This window comes from Siccibacter turicensis LMG 23730 (assembly GCF_000463155.2).
GTDB classification, from domain to species: domain Bacteria; phylum Pseudomonadota; class Gammaproteobacteria; order Enterobacterales; family Enterobacteriaceae; genus Siccibacter; species Siccibacter turicensis.
Genome location: NZ_AWFZ01000050.1, coordinates 339,436 through 366,056 on the forward strand (window position 1 = coordinate 339,436; position 26,621 = coordinate 366,056).

Genomic DNA, 26,621 nt, shown 5'->3' on the forward strand with positions numbered 1-26,621 from the left:
CGACAAATATTGCCATGCCCCATCAACGATTCATAATAGCATCACCGCATCATATGATATAAAGGAGACGATGCCATTATGAATACTTCTTCTCTGTTACCCTGGCCTCAGCCTGCACATTCTTACAACTCAGAGCAAACCCGACTCAACCACAAAATGATGACGATCCTTAATGTGATCGTTAACGCTGATAAAGACGGCGTTACTACACGTCACGTTTCCGACCAGTGCGATATGTCGATCTATTCCGCCAGGAACTGGTTAATGAAACTTGAAGAAGAAGGACATATTCATCATGAAACGGTTGGCACACGTAAAACGCTGTGGTTTCTTAATAGAGACTAGCCGGGAAAAAGCGCGGTAGTGATACCCTTTTCATCATTGAAAGAATGATAGTAAGACAGTTTTAACGGTCGGTGTAATGTTGCTGATCGTTAACACTATCGATCCCGATGTGTTTTAATTTTTTGCATAAGTAATGTTCCTCTGTGCTCGGCGACGCGTTGCGTATAAATAATAAAATCCCTGTTTCGCAGAAGCCGTAATTTAAACATTGCCCTGCGTTTATAGACGCTCACCGTTTTCGGTGAGCACCCCATTTCCTGCGCCATAACAGCCACCGTCTGGCCTGTGCCAAAACGTATCACTGTTTCCTGCTCCCGGGCGCTCAGATGATTAACGTAACAAGAGGAGCATTTTGTTTCGCATCGATAAACCGGGTTTTCCCATGGACGCAACAATTGTTTAAGAACGAGTTCCAGTCCTTTTTGTGCGTCATCTTTACATCCCTTACGATTTATTACCGCAGCATCGGGGGAGCAGGCTACCCAGGATGGTAATGCATTGTCTCGTACTATCCGGATGTGATAGCAACGTAAGTCAGCTATATTTGCGTTCCAGCTCCGGCAGCGGCCGGGAAAATCAAAGGGTTTTTCGCCGGGCATACATTCCGATAAATATATGTCGGCCTGGTGGACCTCATCGACTTCACAAATACGATGCCTTTTTCTGGGATCTACATGATGTAGTGCCTGCTTCATTAGTGCTATTAACCCTTCGGTAAAATATCTGTCCGATAATGAGCAGTATACTTTAACATCGCTGTAACAATTATTCTCTGATTGTGGCAACCATTTATTCAGGTATTTATTAATCGGCTGGTCGGGTTTAATATCGACTGCTTTTTCTGGCCAGAGAAACCCTTGTCCGATATCGGCAGCAGAAAAACAGGCATGCTCTCGCAGCTTCTCATTCTCGATGCCTTCTGCCAGAATAAATGGTGCCAACTGACGAGCAACGTTGATGAGACGTTTCAAATAAGGTGAAGTTATTAATGAGCGGTCAAGTTTGATGCCATCAAAAACTATATCGGCTTTCATATAATAGTCATGCACCGACAATGTCCAGTCGTCAAGCCAGACCATCCAGCCATTCTTACGTAGCTGGTGAATATTTACTTTAAGAAAGTGATGTGATTCGTTATCAAGCGTCACTGCATTTTCAGGATCCTGAATTTCGATGGCGAGTCGGTTTTGATGCGTAAAAAATAGTAAAGGTTTTATCAGTAGTGGATCACACAAAACTTTTACCGGCAAATTGAGAAACCATGTTCCGCTTCGATTTAGCATGACTTCAGCCTGCCAGAGAAAGAGTGCTAATGTATCACTTGCCGTCTGGCGCGCAAAAAACGCTCCGGGTTCCTGACGGCTTTTCAGGCGAATAAGCACTTCATGGGCGATAACAATATTGCTAGCTGTCAACATTAAGGGTTGTAACCTCAGACCAGAAATCGCCTCTGCCATATCGGTGACACATGAGTGTTGCAAAAACATAATCAAATTGCCTCAGAATAATAAATTACATTCTACAGAAACTGTAGACTGACTCGTGTAGCCTCTTTATTTCTGACAGCATATAAAATTCATCCTAAAATTCCCGCATTAAATTACCACATCAGAATTACGAGAAATTTTGTCGTGAACAAATATTAAACACGATCAACTGCTTGCTTTTGCCCCTGAATAAACAAACAAAGCAGAGGATTATATCGCAGCCTGACGCCTGTGTATTTCGTTTAACATTTATTTAGGAAACAGACGTTAGATTAATGGCCGATTAGCAAACTATCCCTGGAACGCTAACGACCCTCTATAATAATGACTCATATTCCTGCAAGCCGTTGGCCGCTTACGCGGCCTTTTTTTGTGTCAAAATATCCTCAACGAGCGCTTCCCTTTCCCGCCACTACCCTGTCAGGCTCCCTTTGCGTTGGTTATCTGTACCCATTGAAATCAAACCGCAGATTATATCGCCATGATGGCACCTGTCTGCTCTGAACAAGAGAAAACATCGCAGTACCGCACCGCACTCAATTTCGTCTCGTATTTATGTTCTGCCTTTATTTTTTAATCAATAACGTCATCAATGTTATATAATAAGTACAGAAAAAATACTCCTTGATATGAATAATTGAATTATCAGTGCTCAGCAATACTTGCGAGTTGAGCACTTCGCTCAGTAACAGATACGGTGACATGTGAAAAACTATCTGAATTCACTAAGACAGTGCTTCATTAAGCGTCTTAGTTTAACAACAAAACCAGAAACCCGGCGCATCCGCTGCGATATTATGACGAATGGCCTTAACTGCATCTTATTGTTCTTGCTCGCGATACCGCTCTTCGGCTTCGCTGCATCAACAACCTATAAACTTCCGCATATCGTGTCCACTAAGTGGATTAACTTATACCAGATCGAAATCAGCACGGTACCGAATACATCCACTTGGGTGCTCGATAATAAAACACAGAAAAACACTGATTACTATCTCGAAATGAGAATCTGCCCATCCAAAAGTGGTCAGCCCATATTGACTCATTGCTATAATGTTATTAAAAATCCAGGAAATGGAGAGATTTTCGGATGTAGCAAATATGATGACCCGGCAAAAACCTGCGTCCCAAAGTTTAATAATTATTTTTCTAGCGCATATATAACCGACTCTGTAGCTTATGATAAAGACAGTGGTCAATGCGTAATCATCGTGGCGTATAAAAATATAACCAATGAGACAACAATTATCGATGTAGACTGCAGACCTGGGGTTGGCATTCCAGAGCCACCGCCGGTAATTGACTGGTGCGGTATGGGTATGAGCACTGTTACCATAGATTTTGGTACCCTACCAATGTCCTCAGCGGTGGGCGCACAAAAATCTTCAACACTTTCTGTTTATTGCGAAGGTGCACCGCGATATTACTTTGAGCTCGTTTCAGGTAATAACATTAAGCTGAGTAATAACATGTTGGCGACGCTGACTATTGATGGATACAGTCTTAATAACTATTTTACGGGTACAGCGGGAACCTCGATAAAAACCATTACCGCCACGCTAACGGGCACACCGGCAAGTTCAGGTGCCTTCTCAGGACAGGGTGTACTCCGTATTACCTACCCCTGATGGTATTACCCCCCGCCTCAGGGCGGGTGGTTTATCTGAAACCGACGTCATTACTCATCCCCTCAAGCTTACAACCTTAACTTCTTAAGCTTCGCTTAATTCTTGTGTGGAACTATGCCGGCATCATACTTCCGGATGCCGTTCTATGTTGACCCTGAAAAGACCCCGCATCAGCCGCCTGGCCGCTATTCTCGCGTTTGCGGCCTATATCGCGCTGCTGCTCAATATCGCGTTTTACCGCCAGGTGCTGGCGCTGCTTCCGTTCAACTCGCTCTACAACGTGCTGGTGTTTGTGTCTATGCCGGTGGCGCTGTTCTGCATTATCAGCGTGATCCTGCTGCTCGCCTCGTTTGTCTGGCTGGAGCGGCCCCTGATCAGCCTGTTTATTCTGCTGAGCGCCGCGGCGCAGTATTTCATTCTGACCTACGGCATCATCGTGGATCGGTCGATGGTGACCAATATCGTCGACACCACGCCGGCGGAGAGCTTTGCGTTGATGTCGCCGCATATGGTGATCGTCCTGCTGCTGTCCGGCGTGGCGATGGCCGTGCTGGTGTGGTGCGTGGCGTATCGTCCGGCGGCGTCGTGGCTGAGAAGCGTGCTGCCACGCCTGGTGGCGCTCATCGTATCCGCGCTGGTTATCGTGCTGATCGCCTTCTTCTTTTATAAGGATTACGCCTCGCTGTTCCGCAACGACAAGCAGCTGGTAAAGGCGCTGAACCCGTCGAACAGCATCGCCGCGGTGTGGTCTTACTATCGCCATCATCAGCTGGATAATCTGCCGCTGGTGCGCATTGGTGAAGACGCGCATATGGCTCCGCAGGCGCAGAATGACGGGAAAAAGCATCTGACTATCCTGGTGGTGGGCGAAACCTCACGCGCGGATAACTTCTCGCTGGGCGGCTACGCCCGGGAAACCAACCCGCGACTGGCTAAAGATGACGTGTTCTACTTCCCGCACACCACATCGTGTGGCACCGCGACGGCGATATCCGTACCCTGCATGTTTTCCGGGATGCCGCGCAAAGACTACAACGAACAGCTTGCCAGCCATCAGGAAGGGCTGCTGGATATCCTGCAACGCGCCGGGCTCAGCGTGCTGTGGAATGAAAATGACGGCGGCTGCAAAGGCGTGTGTAATCGGGTACCGCATCAGAACATGACGCAGCGTAACCTGCCGGGGCAGTGTATCGACGGCGAGTGCTACGATGAGGTGCTGTTTGACGGGCTGGACGAGTACATCCGCAACCTGAAACAGGACGGGGTAATTGTGATCCACACTATCGGTAGCCACGGTCCGACCTATTACCACCGCTATCCGCCGGCGTTTCGTCGCTTTACGCCGACCTGTGACACCAATGAGATTCAGACCTGCTCGCGCCAGCAGCTGATCAACACCTATGATAATAGCGTGCTGTACGTTGATTACGTGGTGGATAAGGCCATCGCACTGCTCAAAGCGCATCAGGACCGCTTCACCACCAGCCTTGTTTACCTCTCCGATCACGGCGAGTCGCTGGGTGAAGACGGCGTCTATTTGCACGGCCTGCCTTACCACATTGCACCGGATACCCAGAAGCATGTACCGATGCTGATCTGGCTGTCGGACGCTTACCAGGCGCAGTATGGCGTCGATAAAACCTGTATGCAGACGCGCGCGGCGCGGGACGCGTACTCTCAGGACAACCTGTTCTCAACCATGCTGGCGCTGGCCGGGGTGCAAACCCAGGCGTACCATGCGGCAGACGATATTCTGGCCCCTTGCCGGAGAGTAAATGAATGAAGATTCTGGTGATTGAAGACGATGCGCTGCTGCTCCAGGGCCTGATGCTGGCGATGCAGACCGAAGGCTACGCCTGTGACGGCGTGACCAATGCCCGTGAAGCGCAGGCCAGCCTTGAGAGCGGGATTTACAGTCTGGCTATTCTCGACCTTGGCCTGCCGGATGAGGACGGGCTACACCTGCTGCGCCGTCTGCGCCAGCGTAAACACTCGCTGCCAGTGCTGATCCTCACCGCGCGCGATACCCTGCACGACCGCGTATCCGGGCTGGATGCGGGCGCCGATGACTATCTGATGAAGCCGTTTGCGCTGGAGGAGCTGCACGCGCGCATCCGGGCGCTGCTGCGTCGCCACCATAATCAGAGCGACAATATGCTGGCGGTGGGCGATCTGCGGCTGAACATTACCTCCCGCCAGATCTGGCTTGGCGATACGCTGCTGGAGCTGACGCCGAAAGAGTACGCCCTGCTCTCACGCCTGATGCTCAAGGCGGGCACGCCGGTTCACCGTGAAATCCTGTTTAACGACATCTATAACTGGGACAACGAGCCGTCCACCAATACGCTGGAAGTGCACATTCACAACCTGCGTGACAAGATTGGCAAGTCGCGCATCACCACCCATCGAGGGTTCGGTTATATGCTGGTGAAAACTCCGGAGACCCCCTGAGACATGTTTACGCGCCTGTTCCCCCGCACCATGACGCTGCGCCAGAAGCTGATCATCACCATCGGCGCAATCCTGCTGGTGTGCCAGTTCATCAGCGCGTTCTGGCTGTGGCATGAAAGCAAAGAGCAGATCCAGCTGCTGGTGGAAAGCGCGCTGCACAACCGCAACAACCATCGTCATATTGAGCATGAGATCCGCGAAGCCGTGGCGAGCCTGCTGGTGCCGAGCCTGGTGATGATCAGCCTGACGCTGTGCATCTGTTTTCAGGCGGTGAAGTGGATTACCCGCCCGCTGCTCGATCTCCAGCATGAGCTGGAGGCGCGCACCGCCGACAACCTGACGCCGGTAACGCTCTCCAGCAACGTGACCGAGGTGGAGTCGGTGATTGGCGCCATTAACCAGCTGGTCAATCGCCTGAACCTGACGCTGGAGAGCGAGCGTCTGTTTACCGCCGACGTGGCACACGAGCTGCGCACGCCGCTGGCGGGGATCCGGCTGCATCTTGAGCTGCTGTCGAATGCGCAGCGCATTGACGTTACGCCGCTCATATCCCGCATCGATCAGATGACCCAGAGCGTATCGCAGCTGCTGCACCTGGCGCGCGTCAGCCAGTCGTTTTCGGCAGGCATCTATCAGCAGGTCTCGCTGATGGAAGACGTGGTGCTGCCGCTGCGCGATGAGCTGCTGAGTATGCTCTCGACCCGGCAGCAGACGCTTGCGTTGCCGCCAGCCGATGGCCCCGCGGCTACGGTGCTGGGGGACGCCACGCTGCTGCGGGTGCTGCTGCGCAATCTGGTGGAAAACGCCCACCGCTACAGCCCGGAACAGGCGGTCATCACGCTTACGCTTCATCTCCATGAGGACGCCGTGGAACTGACGGTCGATGACGAAGGGCCAGGCATCGATGAGGCCAAACGGGGCGAGCTGAGTAAAGCCTTTGTGCGCATGGACAGCCGCTACGGCGGTATCGGCCTTGGCCTGAGCATCGTGACGCGCATCACCCAGCTCCACCACGGGCAGTTCTTCCTGCACAACCGTGAGAGCGGCACCGGCTGTCGCGCCGCACTGCGCCTGCCTCTCGCGGTAAAGTAAAGATCGCCGCCTGACGCTTGCCTGGCGCAGGCGACCCTCTATACTCCTGTCATCTACGTTCGTCAGGCGATCCCATGACCACTCGCACCCGTCCCGCGCCGTTAACCTTTGTTGGCCCGCTCATGATTGTGATGCTGGTGCTGGCCTGCGCCTTTACGCTCCACGCGCACTGGGGTGCGTTTTTGCAGTGGTGTCTTGCCATGCAGATCGCGCTGCACCGCTACCTGGTGATGTACCTGCTGCAGCTGAACAACAACCAGTACACCTGCGGTCTGTGGCTGCTGACCGGGGCGTTTATCTATGGCGTGCTGCACGCCATCGGCCCCGGCCACGGGAAATTCATCGCTACCACCTACCTGACCACCAACCGCGAAACGCTCAACGCGACGCGGCTGCTGCCGTTCTTCGGCAGTCTGATGCAGGGCGTAAGCGCCATCCTGTTCGTGTTCATTCTGGCGGTGGGGTTCAACCTCGCGGCGGGCGATCTCAGTCAGAGCCGCTGGTACGTCGAGAAAATCAGCGCCGTGCTGATTGGGGCGTTCGGCGTGTGGCTGGTGTTGCGCGCTCTGAAAGAGAGCCTGCCCACCCTGCGTACCGCACCGCGCTTTACCGCCTTCCGACCGCATCAGCATGGCGCCAGCTGCGGCTGCGGACATCACGGTGTCGGCCACGCCGCGGCACAGGCGGGTGACTGGAAAACCCGTCTCGGCATCATTCTGGCTATCGGTGCGCGACCGTGCAGCGGGGCAATCATGATCCTGCTCTTCTCCAATGCGTTAGGGATTATTAGCTGGGGGATGGCCGCGGTGATGACTATGTCGCTGGGCACCGGGCTGTCAATCATGGGTATGTCGCTGGCGGTGCGCTATGCGCGCCAGGCCGCACTGCGCTACACCTCAAATCAGACGCCGCGCCAGCTGCAGTGGATGCTGCTGGCGGTCCGTGTCGCCGGCGGGCTGGCGCTGATGCTGTTCGCGCTGATCCTGTTCCTGACGGTCATTCCGGTCAGCGCCAACGGGGACTACATCGCGGCAGGGTGCTGATCGCCCGCGTGTGCCGACGAGCGGCGCCCTGAATTCCTGCCCTTGCGCAGGGCAGCGACGCCACGCGCTGGCGTCGCCCTACTCCCTTTACCCACGTTCCACACCCTGCCCGTTGATTTCCTTCACTAATCCTTGCCATGAAAAAGTTAATGCGTACAATTCTCATTCTCTTTCAAGAAGCATAAGCAGTACGCAGCACAATGCAGACGCCCGCCCCGGGCTGTCGCCTTTTAACATGGTTGGCAAGGAGTCCTGGAATGAAGGTAAAAATATCTGCTCTGGCACTGCTGGTAGCGGTCACGCTCAGCGGCTGCACATCACACAGCGCTGAAACAGCAAAACCCGCCGCGGCACCGGAGAAGGCATCTGCCGCGCAGGACGCCGCGCTTCAGCAGCGTGAACTGGCCGACGGCCTGTACGAGATGGCGCTCGGCCCTAAAGGCGATGCGCTCTACATTGCCAGCACAGAGGGCTTCAAGGACGTACAGGGCGGGATGATCTACAAGCTCGATCCGAAAACCCTGAAAACGACCGGCGCGACTCATACCGACCTGAAAAACTTCGGCGCGGCTCTCGATCCCCGGAGCGGCATTCTGTACGTGACTAACTCGCTGGACGGCGGCGTCAGCGCCATCAATACCGCCGACGGCAAAGTTCAGGCGCGCGTGATGTTCAAAGAGCGCAACAAAGAGGGCTTCCCGTACGGCGCGCGTCAGGTGCTGCTGCTTGATGGCATGCTCTACATCGGCGGCGTTGCCGATCCAGGCGTTATCTGGGTGGTCGATGCGAAGACCATGAAGCTGAAGAAAACCATCCAGAACGCCGGGAAATGGGTGACGGGCCTGCTCTACTCTGCGCAAACCAAACGCCTGTACGTGGCTAACGGCGGCGGCGAAGTGCTGGTGATCAACCCGCGCACCAACCGTATCGAAAAACGCTGGAAGCCGCTGGGTGAGAAAGACGCGCTGCTGCTGAACTTCGCCGAAGACAGCGCAACCGGCCGTCTGTTCGTGACCGGTTCAAAAGCGAAAACCACGCTGGTGCTGGATATCCATACCGGGGCGGTGATCAAGCAGCTGCCAACCGGCGACGCGCTGGGGGTAAAATTCAACGCGAAACGCAACGAAATCTACCTCACCCAGCGTGATGCAGGCAAAGTGCTGAGCCTTGACGCCACCAGCTACGCGGTAAAAAACAGCTGGAGCCTGCCGCCGCACCCGAACAGCCTGCTGCTCTCAGCCGACGGCAACACCCTGTTTGTCACCGTGAAGCAGTCCTTTAATAAGGACCACTCCACCAACGGTCCGGACAGCATCGTGCGCATCGATCTGAACAAGTAACGCTGTCGAATACCCGTCAGGGAGGCGCTTGCCTCCCTTTTTTACGCCCCAAAAAAAACGGCCAGCCCTGAGGCCGCCCGCTGATACAGAGATACGCAGAGCGTTACTCTTTGATATCCGGATGCTGCTGAACCAGACGCGTGCGCTTCTCCTGAAGCTCGGCGATCTCGCGGTCCAGATCTTCGATCTTGTTCTCGATGTTGTCGTGATGCTCCTGCAGGATCTCACGCGCTTCGGCCAGGTCAGAGGCCGCCGGGGTAGCGCCTTTCAGCGGCAGGTTGGCAGTCTCTTTCATGGTCACACCGGTAATCAGACCGATAACCGCGATCACCATCAGATAGTAAGCCGGCATCATCAGGTTACCGCTGCTCTCAACCAGCCAGGCGGCCAGCGTCGGAGTCAGACCGGCAATCAGCACCGAGATGTTAAATGCACTGGCCAGCGCGCTGTAGCGGATGTGGGTCGGGAACATTGCCGGCAGCGTGGAGGCCATCACCCCGGTAAAGGAGTTGAGGATCACCGCCAGCAGCAGCAGGCCGGCAAAAATCAGGCCGAGCACGTCGCTGTTAATCATGATGAACGCCGGAATCGCGAACACCAGCAGCGCGATACTGCCGATAATCACAAACGGACGACGGCCAAAGCGGTCGCTGAGCAGCCCCATCACCGGCTGAACAAACAGCATCCCGATCATAATCGCGATAATGATCAGCACGCCGTGGTCTTCCGAGTAGTGCAGGTTATGCGAGAGGTAGCTCGGCATGTAGGTCAGCAGCATGTAGTAGGTGACGTTGGTCGCGATCACCAGACCGATACAGGTCAGCAGGCTGCGCCAGTGCTTAGTGGCAATCTCTTTAAACGACACTTTCGGGCCGTGCTGCAGGCCTTCGCGATCGCCCTGCTCCAGCTTATCGACATGCTGCTGGAACGCCGGTGTCTCTTCAAGCGCGTGGCGCAGGTAAAGCCCGATGATACCCAGCGGCAGCGCCAGGAAGAACGGAATACGCCAGCCCCAGTCGAGGAAGTTGTTTTCCCCTACCACCGCCGACAGCAGCACCACGACGCCCGCGCCGAGCACAAAGCCCGCGATGGAGCCGAAGTCGAGCCAGCTTCCCATAAAGCCGCGTTTACGGTCAGGGGAGTATTCGGCGACGAAGATTGACGCACCGGTGTATTCTCCACCGACCGAGAAGCCCTGCGCCATTTTACACAGCAGCAGCAGGATGGGTGCCCAGATGCCGATGGAGGCATAGGACGGTATCAGGCCGATACAGAAGGTACTGACCGACATGATGATAATGGTAATAGAAAGGATTTTCTGACGACCGTACTTATCGCCGAGCATACCGAAGAACAGGCCGCCTAACGGGCGAATAAGGAAGGGAACGGAGAATGTCCCGAGTGCGGCAATCATCTGCACGCTGGGATCGGCGTCCGGGAAGAAGACTTTCCCGAGCGCATAGGCAACAAATCCATAAACACCGAAATCAAACCACTCCATCGCGTTACCCAGCGAGGCAGCGGTAATGGCTTTGCGCAGCTTGCTATCATCAATAATGGTTACGTCGCCGAGGGTAATCGGCTCAACCTTCTTCCTTCTTAATTTCATTCTTTTTATCCTCTATCAGTCGCTTCATGCTTGCCGAAAAGCCAGAAATAACGATGCGCAAAAGGATCTGGCGCACTCAACAATAATCAACTGTCTGGGGCTTGAGACGCTGCCATGTCACTCAATTTCAAGCGTAGCAGGTTTGCCATTGCTGGCTGGTCATATAACGCGCAACGGCGCTGACGGCGGGGGAGTAGCGGGTGATCGTAGGTGCCAGTCGGGCAAGCCATGCGGTCATGTGACGGTAACTACCCTATCAGTGTTTCAGAACGCGATCAACTTCACAAAATTTTGCAGGTCTTTACGTTCAAGCAGATAAATAGAATCTTCCCTTCGATAAACCGGAACAAAACCGTGGTTTTTACCCACTTCACAGCCGAATGTTCTTAACAGGATAACAATCGCCCATCGCATTATCACTGCCGTCACTATTGGCGTGAGAAGCGCTTTTCATCACAGTTGATCACAAGCCATTCACATTATTTTTTCTCTTTTCCGGCGGCCGGATTATTCATATCAATTATGTGATCAAGATAACTAAAACACCGTTTCATTATCATTGAATCAATATTCCAAAGAACGCATGATAATCCCATCACACAGGTTGCCGGCGCGAAAATCCTCACCCTTCGTGGCTCACCAACCCGCATGCTACACCGGGCCAGGCCCCCAACGTGCCGCCCGCCAGACATATAAATAACACTTTGAAAAATATGCATTTTTCATTGCGAGATTCTGTTGTCTTTTACTTGCCGCGATGCCAGGCAGAAAGTGAGGTTTGTGTATGAAAATCAAAGCGACTATGGAGCGTATCCCCGGCGGGATGATGCTTATTCCTCTGTTACTCGGCGCAATGCTAAACACCTTTGCACCGGATACCGGGAATTATTTTGGCTCCTTTACGAAAGGGATGATTACCGGCACGGTGCCAATCCTCGCCGTGTGGTTCTTCTGTATCGGCGCCTCCATCGATCTGCGTGCTACCGGTACGGTATTGCGTAAATCCGGCACCCTGGTGCTGACCAAAATCGCCGTCGCCTGGCTGGTGGCGATGATTGCTGCCTCCTTTATTCCGGACACCGGGATCCAGACCGGCTTCTTCGCGGGCCTGTCGGTGCTGGCTATCGTTTCGGCAATGGACATGACCAACGGCGGCCTCTACGCCAGCCTGATGAATCAGTACGGTACCAAAGAGGAGTCTGGCGCGTTCGTTCTGATGTCGCTGGAGTCCGGCCCGCTGATGACCATGGTAATTCTGGGTTCCGCTGGCCTCGCGTCGTTTGAACCGCATCACTTCGTTGGCGCGGTACTGCCGTTCCTGATTGGCTTTACGCTCGGCAACCTCGACCATGACCTGCGCGCCTTCTTCAGCAAAGCCACGGCGACGCTGATCCCGTTCTTCGGTTTCGCACTGGGTAACACCATTAACCTCGGCGTGATTGTCGATACCGGCCTGCTGGGTATCGTGCTGGGCGTGGCGGTGATCGTTATCACCGGTATCCCGTTGATTCTGGCTGATAAATTTATCGGTGGCGGTAACGGTACTGCGGGCGTAGCGGCGTCCTCGGCGGCAGGCGCTGCGGTCGCTAACCCGGTGATCATCGCCCAGATTAACCCGTCCTTCCAGCCGGTTGCCGCGTCGGCCACCGCACTGGTTGCTGCCAGCGTCATCGTCACCGCGATTCTGGTGCCTATCATCACCGCGCTGTATGCCCGACACATTGGCAAGCCGGAGGTCTATCACCCGGAGCCGGAACGCTATACCCAGCCCTGACGGAGACAGCCTGAAACCACACTCGCGCCCCTGCCCTCTTCTGACGGCGGGGGCGCGTCGTTTCAGGTGGCGCTAAACACCTCTTCCACCATGGCATCCGCCAGCCGCGCCGCCGAGCACAGACGCGGCATTCCCAACGCCACGCTCTGCCAGGTCTGCGTCACCGACCAGCTCACCGGATGCAGCCCGACATCGCGCTGTGCGCCAATCCAGCTCAGGGTGTCTTTATAATCCATCAGCCCGTCCGACGGCGGCGTCGTCAGCCAGTGGGAGAAGTAGTGCCGGGTGCGTGTCGCCGCGCCGGCGTCGCTGGCCAGTTGAAGCGTGGCCCGCTCGCGCAGCATGTCGCGCAGGCGCTGCGCCTCCAGCGGTGCGCTGAGCCTGAGCGCCTCCCCGAACGCCCCCCAGCGCAGCTCCTCAAGCACCACATAGCAGCGCCCCGCCGGTGAGAACGCCGCGAAGTAGCCGCTGCGCCAGCGGTGAAACAGCTGCTCGACGTGGGTAAACGCCTCCTGACGCAGATCGCGCTGGCGCAACAGCGCCTCGCTGCGCGCCAGCCGCTCCTGGCACTGGCGTATCACGCTGCCGAGCGCCAGTTCGAGGCCGCCGGCGTGGTTCTCCCGCACCTGTCCAAGGCGATGGCGCACGCACGTCAGCGCCAGGTGGCCCGGCGACCAGAGGTGCAGCAACTGCTCAAGCCACGCCAGACGCATCTCCGCGCTTAGCGTGCCGGGGCCGGTCACCGCCCACTGCTGCTGGCGGGTACGGACGATCAACTCCCCCTGCAGGCGTTCGCGAAAGGGTTGCAGATGCGGGCAGAGCCGCTGGGTGGGATCAAGGGTATCGGCCAGATCGGTAATAAACCGATCGTTGAGGCACGCCAGGTCGCGCCCCGGCCCGTCCAGCACGCCGCGGCTCATGATGTCTGCACCGCAAACAGCGTCTGAATGTCGTCGCGCAGCAGGCGCGTATCCTCATGCAGCCAGGCGGTGGCCGCGGTGCAGCGCTGAAGCTGCTGCTCCAGCGCCATCAGCTGCTCCTCGCTCTGCTGCCGGGCTGCCAGGCTCTGGCGCAGGCTGGCGTCGATGTCGCTCAGCACGCGGGTAAAGTCGCTGAAAAACGTTGCCAGACCGAGGCTGACCGAACTGTTTATCTGGGTGGCCACCGCCTGGTTAAGCTGATTGCTGAACTGGCTGATGTGCGCCAGCAGGCTCTGCTTAAGGTTATCGAGATCGATAAAGTAGTGGGTGCGCGTCGCCACCGCGTCCTCCCAGCCCCAGTCGCTGCTGTTCAGCCAGCGCGCCATGGTGCCGCGCATGCCGGCGGCGCGGCGCAGGGTGGCGACCGGCACATCCTGTGGGGCAACGGCATTGATAAACAGCTGCTGCACATCGAGGTTAAGCGCCGCCGTCTGGAAGGCAGGCAGGGCGATGCGCGTCCGGAACCCGGCATCCAGCAGGCCGTCGGTGACCCGCTGCTGTACCGGCGCCAGCGCGTCATGCAGCGTGCGGGACAAGTTGCTCTCCAGCGCCGGGAACAGGCCAGCCAGCTCGCGGCTCAGGCGCTCCTGCCCGCGGTGCAGCATCAGCTCGCAGGCGGCACGCAGCGTTTGCATCATCATCCGGGCGTCCTCTTCGTTTTCCATGGTGAGCCGACTGCTGTAGGGGATGAAGTCGCGCCTGCGCGCCTGTGGAATGGCCAGCGCATCGTAGCGTTCGTGCTGCGGCAGCATTCCTTCGCTAAAGTAGAACTCCACATCCTGCACCAGACGCGTCTGCAGGCTGTTGATGCAGGCCGCTACCGTCTCAAGGGTGCGGATCACCTCATGCTGGATCTCATCCTCCACCCCTTTGCGGCTGGCGGCGAGCACCGCGCGATCCTGCTCGAGGCGGGTGATATTGTCCTGCAGCCCTTCGCTGGCGACGTTCAGCCCCTGGCAGCGGAAAGCCAGATAGTCACCGGTGCTGCGCGCATAGTTGAGCAGCTTGTGCGAGGCCGAGCGCAGGGCGTACAGCGAGGCGCTGGCGTGCGCCGCGTGCAGAATGGTGGTGACCGGCTGCTCGAACAGCGAATCCTCCCACAGCAGATCGGCGGCCTGACGAATACGCGGAATATCGGCCAGATCGTCATCGCGCCAGCGCCGCCCTAACGCCGCCTCGGCGAAATCCTGCACCCAGCGCTGCTGCGCCGGATCCGGCAGCGCGCCGTGCTGCGCCAGTTCATGGCGCGCCCGGTTTGCCAGATAGCCCCACATCGAGGAGACCGGGAAAATATGCTCCGGATCGATATCGCCCTTCATCAGGGTGCCGGAGATCAGCGCCCGCACCTGATCCGCGTCGTCGCTGTTGCGATCCTTCTGATCGAATTTGTTCACCAGGGCGTAGAGTGGCACGCCGTTGCCGACCGCAGAGATGGCGCGCCGTACTTCTTCATCGGACACCGATTTAAGCTGGGTATAGTCCATCACCGCCAGCACCGCCGATGCGCGCCCCAGTTGCTCGCTGAGCATCTGTTGCAGATGGGGCTGGCCCGCTTCGTTCGGGCCGGGGGTATCCAGCAGCGTGAGCTGCCCGTGTCCGCCCTCGAGTCCCGCCAGATGCACAAACTCCACATCAATAAAGGGCACGTGCTCAATGGCCGCGTACGCGCTGAACGGAAACGCCACGCCCAGCACCTTTGACAGCCTGACCAAATCGTTGAGGCTTTTCAGGCAGTGGAAGATCGGCTGGGCGCCCAGATAGTGCTTCTCAAAGTGGGTGCCGTGCTCAATACGCAGCAGCAGCGCCACCATGTCCTGGTCAAGTTCCAGATGGCGTGACAACAGTTCGCGGGGAAAATGCCGCAGCTGCTGCTGAAGCTCGCCCATCAGCGCCTCGATTGGCGCAACGTGGGGAAAATGGAGCACCGGCTCTTTCTGGCCCGGCGTATGACGGATAAACGTCGGCAGCGCGGTCATGGGCCGGTTGCGATTGGGCAGCACTTCCGTGCCGATAATCGCATTGATGGTGGTCGACTTGCCGGCTTTCATGGTGCCGACAATCGCCAGCACCATCTCCTGACGGGTGATTTTTCGCAGCTCGCTTCGCAGCGTCTCCTGCTGAGCCTCTATGCCCTGCTGACTGAAATGCAGCGGCAGTTCGGAAGCCCCGGAGGAGTCCTGTTGCAGAGCAGCGAATGGGACGCTTTGCAGCGCCTCAAGATGATGTAATGCCAGGTGCAGGAGACGCTCAGCCTCCTGACTAAGTTCAAAAACTGTTTGTGTGTGCATGAAGAAATCTTTCCTTAACACAAATTAGCTGGCTTTTATTTGAGTCTTTATAGTTTTAATAATCAGAGAACAGCTTTTATAATTACGTGAGGAAAACATATAACTAATAGCCACCCTGCCAGCATGTATTTGTGCATTAATGCCGACGAGAGATGTGAAGAACTGAATGTCAGGCATGAATAGCCGTCCTGGTTACGCGCTGCCTCGCCTGTGACATGTTTGAAAAAAAGAAAATGCGCGCAATTATACTAAATCGCGCAGAAAGTCGTTATACATTTATCCGCAGGCAAATTACATGAGCGCCCGCCAGAAGAAAAGTAAAATAATTGCTCAGGGGTAATAATGGCCAGAATAGCATTCATCGGGAATAAAACACGATATATGTATCGCATTCCTGAATTTACACATCAATCCTTTTAATCTCACGCAGGCGGGCAGGATTGCACCACACAGGCAAAAAATAGTCCCTTTTTCGGCAGGGTTTTCCGGTATAATGCTTTCTTTTCGCAGCGCTCAGCGGCTGAGTCGATTGAAATCAGCCTTTTGCGCAGCTATCCCTACAGCGAGGTGAATAACATGGAACTGCCACACTGCCCGAAATGCAACAGCGCGTATACCTACGAAGACAACGGCATGTACGTCTGCCCCGAGTGCGCCCACGAGTGGAGCACCACGCCGGCAGAGAGCGAAAGTGATGCGCTTATCGTGAAGGACGCGAACGGCAACCTGCTGGCGGACGGCGACAGCGTTACGGTCGTGAAAGATTTAAAGGTTAAAGGCAGCTCTTCGATGCTGAAAATCGGTACCAAAGTGAAGAATATCCGCCTTGTAGAAGGCGATCACAACATTGACTGCAAAATCGATGGTTTTGGGCCGATGAAACTCAAATCTGAGTTCGTCAAAAAGAACTGATTTTACGGCTGGACGCACGCCGTGCGCCGCTCAACGCCCCTGTGATGCCTCGTGCAGCAGGGGCGTTTTACGGTTTGGGGAGCGTATTACGCGCCCGTATCGCTTTTCGCCGCACCTTAATGGCTGTGTGCCGGCGCTATATCTGCGCCGCACCCGTTTCGCATTAAAATATTTCACGTAAGTCATCAGACGTGCCTGTTCCTGCCCGTGCTGGCGACAACACGTAAAATAGCGCCGTGCAGCGTGGCGTTCGGTGATGCGCCCACCGGGCGACAAAGGCCCGGCAAAATGCGCAGAACGTGACACACTTCATCCCACGCCGGAAAAAAGAGCGCGCGGGAAATTAATATCGCGGCATCACTGTTTATTGAATGAAAATAATTCTCGCGGGATCTGGATAATTAGTAATAAATAAAGCGCTGGGCTTTCAGCTATATTTATGATTATATAACTAATGCCGCCGCAGCCATTAGCGATAAAACCCATTAAAATCAACAATATAAAGCATGGCTAATATTTTATTTAGCACCGCTTAACAATCTATTTTTTGCTTGTCGCCTGCCCTGCCCCTCAGAAATTAAAAAATCGATCTCCATCACTCTTTAAAATTAAAGCAAATTACCTTTCAGCCGAAAATAAGGTGAGCACCCTTCGGGGCACCCTTTTTTTGCAGGCAGGTATAAAAATGCGCAGCGCTTCTTTTGTAACCGATACAGAATATATTCTTGAAGATAATGCGACATTAATGTCCACCACGGACACCCAAAGTTATATTACGTATACCAACGACAGTTTCATCACCGCGAGCGGCTTCACCAGCGACGAGTTGATCAATCAACCTCATAACCTGGTGCGCCATCCCGATATGCCGAAACAGGTCTTTGCCGATATGTGGGCCACCCTGAAAAAGGGCGAGCCCTGGACCGGGCTGGTCAAGAACCGGCGTAAGAACGGGGATTACTACTGGGTTCGCGCCAACGCCGTACCGATTGTGCGCGACGGTCACACCATCGGCTATATGTCGATCCGGACCAAAGCCAGCGCGCAGGAGACCGCCGAGGCCCAGCGGCTTTACGATGCGATGAACCGCGGCACCCTCAAAGGCCGCGTATTGCAGCGCGGATTGCTGGTGCGTAAAGGACTCACCAGCGGGCTGAGCCTGCTTAAAACCCTGCCGCTCCGCTGGCGGGTGCGTCTGCCGCTGCTGGCGGTGCAGCCGCTAATGGCGCTGCTGCTCTGGGGCATGGCGCTGCCGTTTACCCAGGCCTGCACGCTGTTTGCCGTCGTGGCGCTGCTCTGCCTGCTGGTCGCTGTCTGGATGGAGTGGCAGATTACGCGCCCGCTTGAGCGGCTCTGCCAGCAGGCGCTGAACGTCGCCACCGGGGCCAGTCACAGCGTCGAACACGTGCAGCGCGCCGACGAAATCGGCGTTACGCTGCGCGCCATCAGCCAGTCTGGACTGATGTTCCGCTGGCTGGTCAACGACGTCAGCAGCCAGGTGTTTAACGTGCGCAACGGCAGTGAGGCGCTGGCGCGGGGCAACGACGATCTCAACGAGCGTACCCGGCAAACGGCCACCAACGTGCAGCAGACGCTGGAAACCATGACCCATCTGGCCAGCAGCGTTCAGGACAACACCAACACCGCCAGCGAGGCCGATAAACTGTCGCAGGCAGCCAGCTCGGCGGCAATGAACGGCGGTAAAGCGATGGAAACCCTGATCGCCACCATGACGCAGATCGCCTCCAGTACCAAAGAGATCGGCAGCATCACCTCGCTTATCGACAGCATCGCCTTCCAGACCAACATCCTGGCGCTCAACGCGGCGGTTGAGGCGGCTCGCGCCGGTGAGCAAGGGAAAGGCTTTGCCGTAGTGGCAGGTGAAGTACGCAACCTGGCCAGCCGCAGTGCGACCGCTGCCAGCGATATCCGCCGCCTTATCGACGCCAGCAAGGACAAAGTGGAGTCGGGCGCAGAGCATGTGCAGACCGCCGAACGCACCATGGGCGATATCGTGGAGCAGGTCAAAAACGTCACCCAGCTTATCGGGCAGATCAGCACCGCCACCGTGCATCAGGCACAGGGGCTGAGCGACCTGACGCGTGCGGTGGACGAGCTGGACGATATCACCCAGCAGAACGCCGAGCTGGTGCAGGCCGGGGCCAAAACTTCTGCGACCGTCAAACAGCAGGCGACGCGTCTGGTGGATGCGGTAGCGGTGTTCCGCCAGGCCTGATGCCGCAGGGCTGCGGCGTACCGTCCGTTCTGATGGCGGTACGCCGCGCCCGTGTCCTTTCACTGCGGCGCCGTAAGGGGAGATTCGGACTGTATGAACCCCATACCGTCTGCCGCTCTGCTACAGTCTGGGATGACGTTTAGCTTTTCCCCGCCCCCCGCCCGCCGAAGGAGGAACCATGCCCGACTGTGAATTACGCCTCGCCACCCTTGATGATGCCGATGTGGTTTATGCCCTGATCTGCGAACTGAAACAGCAGGAGTTTGACCGCCAGGCGTTCAATATCGGCTTTGCCACCAACCTTCAGGACCATAATCGCCGCTATCAGCTGGCCCTGCTGGATGGACAGCCGGTGGGCCTCATCGGCCTGCATATGCAGTTTCATCTGCATCATGTGAACTGGATTGGTGAGATTCAGGAACTGGTGGTGATGCCCAACGTGCGCGACCAGGGTATCGGCAAGCAGCTGCTGGCGTGGGCTCACGAGCAGGCACGCGAAGCGGGTGCCGAGATGACCGAGTTGTCTACCGGCGTGGCGCGTAAAGAGGCGCACCGTTTTTACGAGCGTGAAGGCTACCAGCAAACCCATTTCCGGTTTACCCGCGCGCTATAGCTATAAAGGAAGGAAAACAGCAGAGCGCACCGCCTGCCATCAGGCAGACGGTGCGTAAGGCGGGTTAGTTACCGGCGGTTTTATCGAACTTGCCGAACAGTTCGCGTTCGTAGGCCTGCGCCTTTTTCGCGTCGAACTGGTGTTCCCACTTGGCAATCACCAGCACGGCCAGCGCGTTGCCCACCACGTTCAGTGCGGTACGCGCCATATCGAGGATACGGTCCACGCCTGCGATAAACGCCAGCCCTTCCAGCGGAATGCCCACGCTACCCAGCGTCGCCAGCAGCACCACAAACGATACTCCCGGTACACCGGCGATGCCTTTTGAGGTCACCATCAGCGTCAGCACCAGGATGATTTCCTGAGTGAGTGACAGCTCAATGCCGTAGAGCTGTGCGATAAAGATGGCGGCGATGCTCTGATAGAGCGTGGAACCGTCGAGGTTAAACGAGTAGCCGGTCGGCACCACGAAGCTGGTGATAGCCGGCGGCGCACCGTAGGCTTCCATCTTCTGAATAATGCGCGGCAGCACGCTCTCTGAACTGGCGGTGGAGTAGGCCAGAATCAGCTCGTCCTTGAGGATGCGGATTAGCGTCATTATCCGCAGGTTGCACATACGCGCCACCGCGCCCAGCACCACCAGCGCAAAGAACAGGATCGCCATGTACACCAGGATCACCAGCTTGGCGAGCGGCCACAGCGAGGCGAAGCCGAAGTTGGCGACGGTCACGGAGATCAGCGCGAACACCCCGATCGGCGCATAGCGCATGATCATGTGGGTCACTTTGAACATGGTTTCGGAGACGGCGCGGAACACCGTCACCAGCGGCTCACGGTGGGTAGACGGCAGAGACGACAGCCCGAGGCCGAACAGCACCGAGAAGAAAATAATCGGCAGCATGTCGCCTTTCGCCATGGAGGCGAAAATGTTGGTCGGCACCAGCGAGAGAATGGTTCCCATCAGACCATGGGAGTGGCTCTGCACCTCTTCCGTGGTGTGTTGGTATTTCGAAATATCCACGCTTGCCAGTTGGGACATATCAATTCCGCTACCCGGCTGGAACACATTGGCCAGCGTGATACCCAGAATGATTGCCACCGTCGTGATCACTTCGAAATAGATGATGGTTTTTGCGCCGATACGGCCAAGCTGTTTGGCGTCGCCGACGCCAGCAATACCGACGACCAGGGTGGAGATAACAATAGGCACGACGATCATTTTGATCAGGTGAATAAAGATATCGCCAGCGGGTGACAGCAGATTTGTCACCAGCCAGTCGCGGCTGTCGGTCTGGTAGTGAAGGACGCTACCCAGAATGATACCCAGCACCAGGGCCAGCAAAATTTGCCAGGCCAGGCTGAATTTACGGTTTTTCATAAACGTTACTTCCTGAATCTCATGGCCACGCCCCGGAGTGTCCGTGGACATTCGGCACAACGAAAAAGGGGTATGACTAATGCGGGTAATATGTGGGATTTTTAACGCGCATAATCAGTACCATTTGCATGGCATCCTGCGCAACCCTTTAAGAACAGGGTATTTCACTGATTTTTTATTTTAAAGCGCGAGTTTATATCCATGTCGTGTCATAACTAATTGTTATGATTTATTTTTATTTTGCGCGCTATCAAATCATTCCCTCTCAGAACTATTTCCCTTCAAAGATTCATATGCTGAATTTTCATACGATTCAGGCAGAGCGTGATCTGTCGCGCAAATAATAAACAAAGCCCAACGCCCCTTCCGCAATTAACCTTTCCGTGACATATCATTAACATCCTACAAGGAGAAAAACAGCCATGAGCCAAATCCGTAAACACCCTATTCCCGCCGCTATTGCGGAACATTGCCTGATCACCCCGGAGCAGTATGAGGCGAAATACCAGCTCTCGATTCACGATCCTGACGCGTTCTGGGGTGAGGAAGGCAAAATCCTCGACTGGATCACCCCCTACAGCAAAGTCAAAAACACCTCCTTCGCTCCCGGCAATATTTCCATCAAATGGTATGAAGACGGCACCCTGAACCTGGCGGCAAACTGCCTCGATCGCCATCTGCATGACAACGGCGATCGCATCGCCATCATCTGGGAAGGCGATGACGCCAGCCAGAGCAAGAACATTACCTATCGCGAGCTGCATCGCGAGGTCTGCCGCTTCGCGAACACCCTGACCGAACTGGGCATTAAAAAAGGCGACGTGGTCGCGATCTATATGCCGATGGTGCCGGAAGCCGCCGTTGCGATGCTGGCCTGCGCGCGCATTGGTGCGGTGCATTCGGTGATTTTCGGCGGCTTTTCGCCCGAAGCCGTGGCCGGGCGCATTATCGACTCCAGCTCGAAGCTGGTGATCACCGCCGATGAAGGCGTACGCGCCGGGCGCACCATCCCACTGAAAAAGAACGTGGACGATGCGCTGAAGAACCCAAACGTCACCACCATTGAAAACGTGGTGGTGTTCAGACGCACCGGTGCGGACATCGCCTGGCAGGAGGGGCGCGATCTGTGGTGGCACGAGCTGAACGAAAAGGCCAGCAGCCATCACCAGCCGGTGGAGGTCAACGCCGAAGATCCGCTGTTTATCCTCTATACCTCCGGCTCAACCGGTAAGCCCAAAGGCGTACTGCACACCACCGGCGGCTACCTGGTGTACGCCGCGACCACCTTCAAATACGTGTTTGACTACCATCCGGGGGATATCTACTGGTGCACCGCGGATGTGGGCTGGGTCACCGGCCACAGCTATTTGCTCTACGGCCCGCTGGCCTGCGGGGCAACCACCCTGATGTTCGAGGGCGTGCCCAACTGGCCGACCCCGGCGCGCATGGCGCAGGTGGTGGATAAGCATAAGGTCAATATTCTCTATACCGCTCCCACCGCGATCCGCGCCCTGATGGCGGAAGGCGATAAAGCGATTGAGGGTACCGATCGCTCCTCGCTGCGTATTCTGGGCTCCGTCGGCGAGCCGATTAACCCGGAAGCCTGGGAGTGGTACTGGAAGAAAATCGGCAACGAGAAGTGCCCGGTGATGGACACCTGGTGGCAGACCGAAACCGGCGGCTTCATGATTACGCCCATGCCCGGCGCCACCGAGCTGAAAGCGGGATCGGCTACGCGTCCGTTTTTTGGCGTGAAACCGGCGCTGGTGGACAACGAGGGCAATCCGCTCTCCGGGGCGACCGAAGGCAACCTGACCATTACCGACTCCTGGCCTGGCCAGGCGCGCACCCTGTTCGGCGACCACGAGCGCTTCGAGCAGACCTACTTCTCGACCTTTAAAAACATGTACTTCAGCGGCGACGGCGCGCGACGTGACGAGGACGGCTACTACTGGATCACCGGCCGCGTGGACGATGTGCTGAACGTATCCGGCCACCGTCTTGGCACCGCCGAGATTGAATCCGCGCTGGTCTCGCACCCGAAAATCGCCGAGGCGGCGGTGGTTGGCATTCCGCACAACATCAAAGGCCAGGCGATTTACGCCTACGTTACGCTCAACCACGGCGAAGAGCCGACCCCGGAGCTGTATACCGAGGTGCGTAACTGGGTGCGTAAAGAGATTGGCCCGCTTGCCACGCCGGACGTACTGCACTGGACCGACTCACTGCCGAAAACCCGCTCCGGCAAAATCATGCGTCGTATTCTGCGCAAAATCGCCGCGGGCGATACCAGCAACTTTGGTGATACCTCTACCCTCGCCGATCCGGGCGTGGTGGAGAAACTGCTCGAAGAAAAGCAGGGTATCGCTATGCCATCCTGACCCGTCACTGACCTGCCCCCTCTCCCGCCGGGAGAGGGGTAAAACACAATAAAAAACCCTTACCCTACCCCTCTGGAGATTCTGTGATGAATGACACCATTTATCAGCGGATAGAACATAATGCGCACTTTAAAGAGCTGGTCGCGAAACGGCAGCGCTTCGCCACGATCCTGTCGCTTATCGTGCTGGCGATTTACGTCTGCTTCATTCTGCTCATTGCCTTCGCACCCGCCTGGCTTGGAACGCCGCTGCATGCCGGCACCAGCGTCACGCGTGGTATCCCCATTGGCGTGGGCGTAATCCTCATCTCCTTTGCCCTGACCGGTATCTACGTCTGGCGCGCCAACGGTGAATTCGACCGTCTGAACAATGCTGTGATCCGCGAGGTAAACGCGCCATGAAGAGACTCCTGACGGCGCTCGCCGCCCTTGCGCCCTTCACCGCCAGCGCCGCCGATGCCCTCAGCGGCGCGGTGCAGCGTCAGCCGACCAACTGGCAGGCGATCATCATGTTTGTGGTGTTTGTCGCGTTTACCCTCGGGATTACGTACTGGGCGTCGAAACGCACCCGCACCCGTAGCGACTATTACACCGCCGGCGGCAACATCACCGGCCTGCAAAACGGCCTGGCGATCGCCGGGGACTATATGTCCGCGGCCTCGTTCCTCGGTATCTCCGCGCTGGTATTCACCTCTGGCTACGACGGGCTGATCTACTCGCTCGGCTTTCTCGTCGGCTGGCCGATCATCCTGTTCCTGATCGCGGAGCGACTGCGCAACCTCGGAAAATACACCTTCGCCGACGTCGCCTCGTATCGCCTGAAGCAGGGCCCGATTCGCGTGCTTTCCGCCTGCGGCTCGCTGGTCGTCGTGGCGCTCTATCTCATCGCTCAGATGGTCGGCGCGGGCAAGCTGATTCAGCTGCTGTTCGGCCTGAATTACCACGTCGCCGTGGTGCTGGTGGGCGTGCTGATGGTGATGTACGTGCTGTTCGGCGGCATGCTGGCCACCACCTGGGTGCAGATCATCAAAGCCGTGCTGCTGCTGTTCGGCGCCAGCTTTATGGCGTTTATGGTGATGAAACACGTGGGCTTTAGCTTCAGCAATCTGTTCAGCGAAGCCATGGCGGTTCATCCGAAGGGCGAGGCGATCATGAGTCCTGGGGGGCTGGTGAAAGATCCGATCTCGGCCCTGTCGTTGGGTCTCGGTCTGATGTTCGGGACCGCCGGTCTGCCGCACATTCTGATGCGCTTCTTTACCGTGAGCGACGCCCGCGAAGCGCGTAAAAGCGTGTTCTACGCCACCGGCTTTATGGGCTACTTCTATATCCTGACCTTTATCATCGGCTTCGGGGCCATCATGCTGGTCGGTGCTAACCCGGCGTTTAAAGACGCGACGGGCGCGCTTATCGGCGGCAACAACATGGCAGCGGTGCATCTGGCCAACGCGGTGGGCGGCAACCTGTTCCTCGGCTTTATCTCGGCCGTGGCATTTGCCACCATTCTGGCGGTCGTGGCTGGGCTTACGCTGGCGGGTGCTTCGGCGGTGTCGCACGACCTCTACGCCAACGTATTCCGTCGCGGTGCCAGCGAGCGGGATGAGCTGCGGGTGTCGAAAATCACGGTGCTGGTGCTCGGCATCATCGCCATTCTGCTTGGCATCCTGTTCGAAAATCAGAACATCGCCTTTATGGTGGGCCTGGCCTTCTCCATCGCGGCAAGCTGTAACTTCCCGATTATTCTGCTGTCGATGTACTGGTCACGCCTGACCACGCGCGGGGCGATGATTGGCGGCTGGCTGGGGCTGTTGACGGCGGTGGTGCTGATGGTGCTTGGCCCGACAATCTGGGTGCAGATTTTAGGCCATGCGGCACCGGTCTTCCCGTATGAATACCCGGCGCTGTTCTCGATTGCGGTGGCGTTTATCGGTATCTGGCTGTTCTCTATTACCGATAACAGTGCGGACGGGCTGCGCGAGCGTGAGCTGTTCCGCGCCCAGTTTATTCGTTCTCAGACCGGTATCGGCATCGACCAGGGCCGTGCCCACTAACCTCTCTCCCGGCCTTCACGGGCCGGGAATTTTTACCCCGCCGATGTCGCATTCACCAGCTTCATTTCGCCGTTTACCAGCGTGAAGAAAAAGATATCCTGGAACTCGCAGCGTTCGGCGCTTCCTGGCAGCGTCAGGTTCGCATCCATACCCATCGTCACCATAAGCGCCGTGTCATAGAGCATCGCGTTGCTGACCCGATCGCATACCCCGCCCACCCGATGACGTTTCCCGTTTTCCTGGTAATACCAGCTCTCTTCATCCTCAGGGTCGGGACTGTACTCCCGCGCCTGCTCGGCGGGCGTCAGAGCGTTAAGGCGATATTCATCAAAGCGCAGCGTGGGGACATCGACCCGGATACCCGCCAGCGGCTGTAACGCCTCAAGTATCTCCCGCTGATAGCGGCGATAGCGTGAAGCGGTAAGCGGGGCATCGGCTTCGCCCGGCGCCAGGCGCGCCGCCCTTTCACCAAGAAACGGCGCGGTTTCGCCCGCTACCGGAAACGCCAGATACGTCGCCAGCCGGGCGCTGTCTCTGTCGCGCACCGCCTGCTGAAAATGGGTGAATGCTTCCACCAGCGCGGTTTTGTCGGCGGCGCTCATCGGTGGGTCGCCGGGAGTATCATCCTCCAGCGAAATGATATCGGTGACCTTCACGCGCGCTTCGCCGGTGGCCACTCCCGTGTCGAATACGCCGTCCACCAGCACTTCGCTGTCATCCGGGATCTCCTCCGGGCCAGGCCGTTCACCGGAAAAGCGCAGCGTCATGCGCGTCAGCTGCTGCCCGCGCTCGGCGCCTACGCACGTCAGCGGCGCATCCAGCAGCAGGCTGTCGGTCGTCTCCTCACGAACAAAGGTTCCGCTCAGCTCGGTCGATTCGCCGGCGTGACGACACTGCGCCATGCTGGTACCGCTGATAAACAGCAGGCCGACCATCATCTCTTTAAAACCAGTCATTATGTATTTCCGCGCGGAGGGGCTGAACAGACGTGATGCGATAACGCGCGTGAATAGTAGC

General features: G+C 56.7%; 20 protein-coding genes. 14 read left to right on the forward strand and 6 right to left on the reverse strand.

What is annotated here, in order from left to right; genetic code table 11:
• Positions 1–78: 78 nt before the first annotated feature.
• Positions 79–345: a FaeA/PapI family transcriptional regulator gene (locus DW58_RS20415; RefSeq protein ID WP_071789217.1), complete on the forward strand. Its 267-nt coding sequence runs from the start codon at positions 79–81 to the stop codon at positions 343–345.
• 95 nt (positions 346–440) lie between these two features.
• Here the strand turns inward: DW58_RS20415 and DW58_RS17505 are convergent, their stop codons facing one another.
• A complete protein-coding gene (locus DW58_RS17505; protein WP_160319220.1) occupies positions 441–1,802 on the reverse strand; it encodes an EAL domain-containing protein in 1,362 nt (453 codons plus the stop codon).
• Between the two features lie 734 nt (positions 1,803–2,536).
• Between DW58_RS17505 and DW58_RS21045 the strand changes: the two genes are divergently transcribed.
• From DW58_RS21045 to DW58_RS17530, 6 genes are all read left to right on the forward strand, one after another.
• Complete coding sequence (locus DW58_RS21045; RefSeq protein ID WP_152525639.1) at positions 2,537–3,460, forward strand: hypothetical protein; 924 nt, start codon at positions 2,537–2,539, stop codon at positions 3,458–3,460.
• A gap of 145 nt (positions 3,461–3,605) precedes the next feature.
• Entirely contained in the window at positions 3,606–5,243 is a 1,638-nt protein-coding gene (eptA, locus tag DW58_RS17510; RefSeq protein ID WP_024562484.1) for a phosphoethanolamine transferase EptA, read from the forward strand.
• Positions 5,240–5,911, forward strand: coding sequence for a two-component system response regulator PmrA (gene pmrA, locus DW58_RS17515; RefSeq protein ID WP_024550268.1), 672 nt, complete (start codon positions 5,240–5,242; stop codon positions 5,909–5,911). The genes eptA and pmrA overlap by 4 nt, the downstream gene beginning before the upstream one ends.
• 3 nt (positions 5,912–5,914) lie before the next feature.
• Positions 5,915–7,003 carry a two-component system sensor histidine kinase PmrB gene (gene pmrB / locus DW58_RS17520; protein ID WP_035885498.1) on the forward strand — a complete coding sequence of 363 codons (1,089 nt, stop codon included), beginning with the start codon at positions 5,915–5,917 and terminating at the stop codon, positions 7,001–7,003.
• Between the two features lie 74 nt (positions 7,004–7,077).
• On the forward strand, positions 7,078–8,046 hold the full coding sequence (locus DW58_RS17525) for a nickel/cobalt transporter (protein ID WP_051195600.1): 969 nt from the start codon (positions 7,078–7,080) through the stop codon (positions 8,044–8,046).
• A gap of 257 nt (positions 8,047–8,303) precedes the next feature.
• Positions 8,304–9,386 carry a YncE family protein gene (locus tag DW58_RS17530; RefSeq protein WP_024550265.1) on the forward strand — a complete coding sequence of 361 codons (1,083 nt, stop codon included), beginning with the start codon at positions 8,304–8,306 and terminating at the stop codon, positions 9,384–9,386.
• Positions 9,387–9,489: 103 nt separating this feature from the next.
• Here the strand turns inward: DW58_RS17530 and proP are convergent, their stop codons facing one another.
• A complete protein-coding gene (proP, locus tag DW58_RS17535) occupies positions 9,490–10,995 on the reverse strand; it encodes a glycine betaine/L-proline transporter ProP (RefSeq protein ID WP_024550264.1) in 1,506 nt (501 codons plus the stop codon).
• A gap of 784 nt (positions 10,996–11,779) precedes the next feature.
• On the opposite strand from proP, the gene kdgT reads away from it, so the two are divergent.
• Complete coding sequence (gene kdgT, locus DW58_RS17540; RefSeq protein ID WP_024550263.1) at positions 11,780–12,769, forward strand: 2-keto-3-deoxygluconate transporter; 990 nt, start codon at positions 11,780–11,782, stop codon at positions 12,767–12,769.
• A 62-nt stretch (positions 12,770–12,831) separates the two neighbouring features.
• Here kdgT and DW58_RS17545 read toward each other — a convergent pair whose 3' ends face one another.
• Together DW58_RS17545 and crfC are read right to left on the reverse strand one after the other, a co-directional pair.
• Positions 12,832–13,689 carry a diguanylate cyclase regulator RdcB family protein gene (locus tag DW58_RS17545; RefSeq protein WP_024548644.1) on the reverse strand — a complete coding sequence of 286 codons (858 nt, stop codon included), beginning with the start codon at positions 13,687–13,689 and terminating at the stop codon, positions 12,832–12,834.
• Positions 13,686–16,037, reverse strand: a complete 2,352-nt coding sequence (gene crfC, locus DW58_RS17550; RefSeq protein ID WP_024548645.1) for a clamp-binding protein CrfC — start codon at positions 16,035–16,037, stop codon at positions 13,686–13,688. Before crfC ends, DW58_RS17545 begins: the two co-directional genes overlap by 4 nt.
• 576 nt (positions 16,038–16,613) lie before the next feature.
• On the opposite strand from crfC, the gene DW58_RS17555 reads away from it, so the two are divergent.
• The 3 genes from DW58_RS17555 (at position 16,614) to phnO (ending at position 19,798) form a co-directional block, all read left to right on the forward strand.
• Entirely contained in the window at positions 16,614–16,949 is a 336-nt protein-coding gene (locus DW58_RS17555; RefSeq protein ID WP_024548646.1) for a zinc ribbon domain-containing protein YjdM, read from the forward strand.
• A gap of 685 nt (positions 16,950–17,634) precedes the next feature.
• The gene (locus DW58_RS17560; RefSeq protein WP_024548647.1) at positions 17,635–19,185 is read left to right on the forward strand and encodes a methyl-accepting chemotaxis protein; all 1,551 of its coding nucleotides are present in this window, start codon (positions 17,635–17,637) and stop codon (positions 19,183–19,185) included.
• Between the two features lie 178 nt (positions 19,186–19,363).
• On the forward strand, positions 19,364–19,798 hold the full coding sequence (gene phnO, locus DW58_RS17565) for an aminoalkylphosphonate N-acetyltransferase (RefSeq protein WP_024548648.1): 435 nt from the start codon (positions 19,364–19,366) through the stop codon (positions 19,796–19,798).
• 64 nt (positions 19,799–19,862) lie between these two features.
• Here phnO and gltP read toward each other — a convergent pair whose 3' ends face one another.
• Entirely contained in the window at positions 19,863–21,176 is a 1,314-nt protein-coding gene (gene gltP / locus DW58_RS17570) for a glutamate/aspartate:proton symporter GltP (protein ID WP_024548649.1), read from the reverse strand.
• Positions 21,177–21,598: 422 nt separating this feature from the next.
• Between gltP and acs the strand changes: the two genes are divergently transcribed.
• The 3 genes from acs (at position 21,599) to actP (ending at position 25,604) form a co-directional block, all read left to right on the forward strand.
• Positions 21,599–23,557, forward strand: coding sequence for an acetate--CoA ligase (acs, locus tag DW58_RS17575; protein ID WP_024548650.1), 1,959 nt, complete (start codon positions 21,599–21,601; stop codon positions 23,555–23,557).
• 86 nt (positions 23,558–23,643) lie between these two features.
• Complete coding sequence (locus tag DW58_RS17580) at positions 23,644–23,958, forward strand: DUF485 domain-containing protein (protein ID WP_024548651.1); 315 nt, start codon at positions 23,644–23,646, stop codon at positions 23,956–23,958.
• Entirely contained in the window at positions 23,955–25,604 is a 1,650-nt protein-coding gene (gene actP / locus DW58_RS17585) for a cation/acetate symporter ActP (RefSeq protein ID WP_024548652.1), read from the forward strand. The genes DW58_RS17580 and actP overlap by 4 nt, the downstream gene beginning before the upstream one ends.
• A gap of 32 nt (positions 25,605–25,636) precedes the next feature.
• Here actP and DW58_RS17590 read toward each other — a convergent pair whose 3' ends face one another.
• A complete protein-coding gene (locus DW58_RS17590; RefSeq protein ID WP_024562496.1) occupies positions 25,637–26,560 on the reverse strand; it encodes a hypothetical protein in 924 nt (307 codons plus the stop codon).
• Positions 26,561–26,621: the final 61 nt, after the last annotated feature.

Excerpts from the sequence above, each read along its gene's own strand:
- actP (WP_024548652.1), top strand. The coding sequence starts at position 23,955 with ATGAAGAGACTCCTGACGGCGCTCGCCGCCCTTGCGCCCTTCACCGCC.
- DW58_RS17505 (WP_160319220.1), bottom strand. The coding sequence starts at position 1,802 with ATGGCAGAGGCGATTTCTGGTCTGAGGTTACAACCCTTAATGTTGACA.
- DW58_RS17580 (WP_024548651.1), top strand. The coding sequence starts at position 23,644 with ATGAATGACACCATTTATCAGCGGATAGAACATAATGCGCACTTTAAA.
- DW58_RS17555 (WP_024548646.1), top strand. The coding sequence starts at position 16,614 with ATGGAACTGCCACACTGCCCGAAATGCAACAGCGCGTATACCTACGAA.
- DW58_RS17545 (WP_024548644.1), bottom strand. The coding sequence starts at position 13,689 with ATGAGCCGCGGCGTGCTGGACGGGCCGGGGCGCGACCTGGCGTGCCTC.
- DW58_RS17560 (WP_024548647.1), top strand. The coding sequence starts at position 17,635 with ATGCGCAGCGCTTCTTTTGTAACCGATACAGAATATATTCTTGAAGAT.
- DW58_RS17530 (WP_024550265.1), top strand. The coding sequence starts at position 8,304 with ATGAAGGTAAAAATATCTGCTCTGGCACTGCTGGTAGCGGTCACGCTC.
- DW58_RS20415 (WP_071789217.1), top strand. The coding sequence starts at position 79 with ATGAATACTTCTTCTCTGTTACCCTGGCCTCAGCCTGCACATTCTTAC.
- phnO (WP_024548648.1), top strand. The coding sequence starts at position 19,364 with ATGCCCGACTGTGAATTACGCCTCGCCACCCTTGATGATGCCGATGTG.
- acs (WP_024548650.1), top strand. The coding sequence starts at position 21,599 with ATGAGCCAAATCCGTAAACACCCTATTCCCGCCGCTATTGCGGAACAT.
- pmrA (WP_024550268.1), top strand. The coding sequence starts at position 5,240 with ATGAAGATTCTGGTGATTGAAGACGATGCGCTGCTGCTCCAGGGCCTG.
- DW58_RS17525 (WP_051195600.1), top strand. The coding sequence starts at position 7,078 with ATGACCACTCGCACCCGTCCCGCGCCGTTAACCTTTGTTGGCCCGCTC.
- DW58_RS17590 (WP_024562496.1), bottom strand. The coding sequence starts at position 26,560 with ATGACTGGTTTTAAAGAGATGATGGTCGGCCTGCTGTTTATCAGCGGT.
- gltP (WP_024548649.1), bottom strand. The coding sequence starts at position 21,176 with ATGAAAAACCGTAAATTCAGCCTGGCCTGGCAAATTTTGCTGGCCCTG.
- proP (WP_024550264.1), bottom strand. The coding sequence starts at position 10,995 with ATGAAATTAAGAAGGAAGAAGGTTGAGCCGATTACCCTCGGCGACGTA.
- crfC (WP_024548645.1), bottom strand. The coding sequence starts at position 16,037 with ATGCACACACAAACAGTTTTTGAACTTAGTCAGGAGGCTGAGCGTCTC.
- eptA (WP_024562484.1), top strand. The coding sequence starts at position 3,606 with ATGTTGACCCTGAAAAGACCCCGCATCAGCCGCCTGGCCGCTATTCTC.
- pmrB (WP_035885498.1), top strand. The coding sequence starts at position 5,915 with ATGTTTACGCGCCTGTTCCCCCGCACCATGACGCTGCGCCAGAAGCTG.
- kdgT (WP_024550263.1), top strand. The coding sequence starts at position 11,780 with ATGAAAATCAAAGCGACTATGGAGCGTATCCCCGGCGGGATGATGCTT.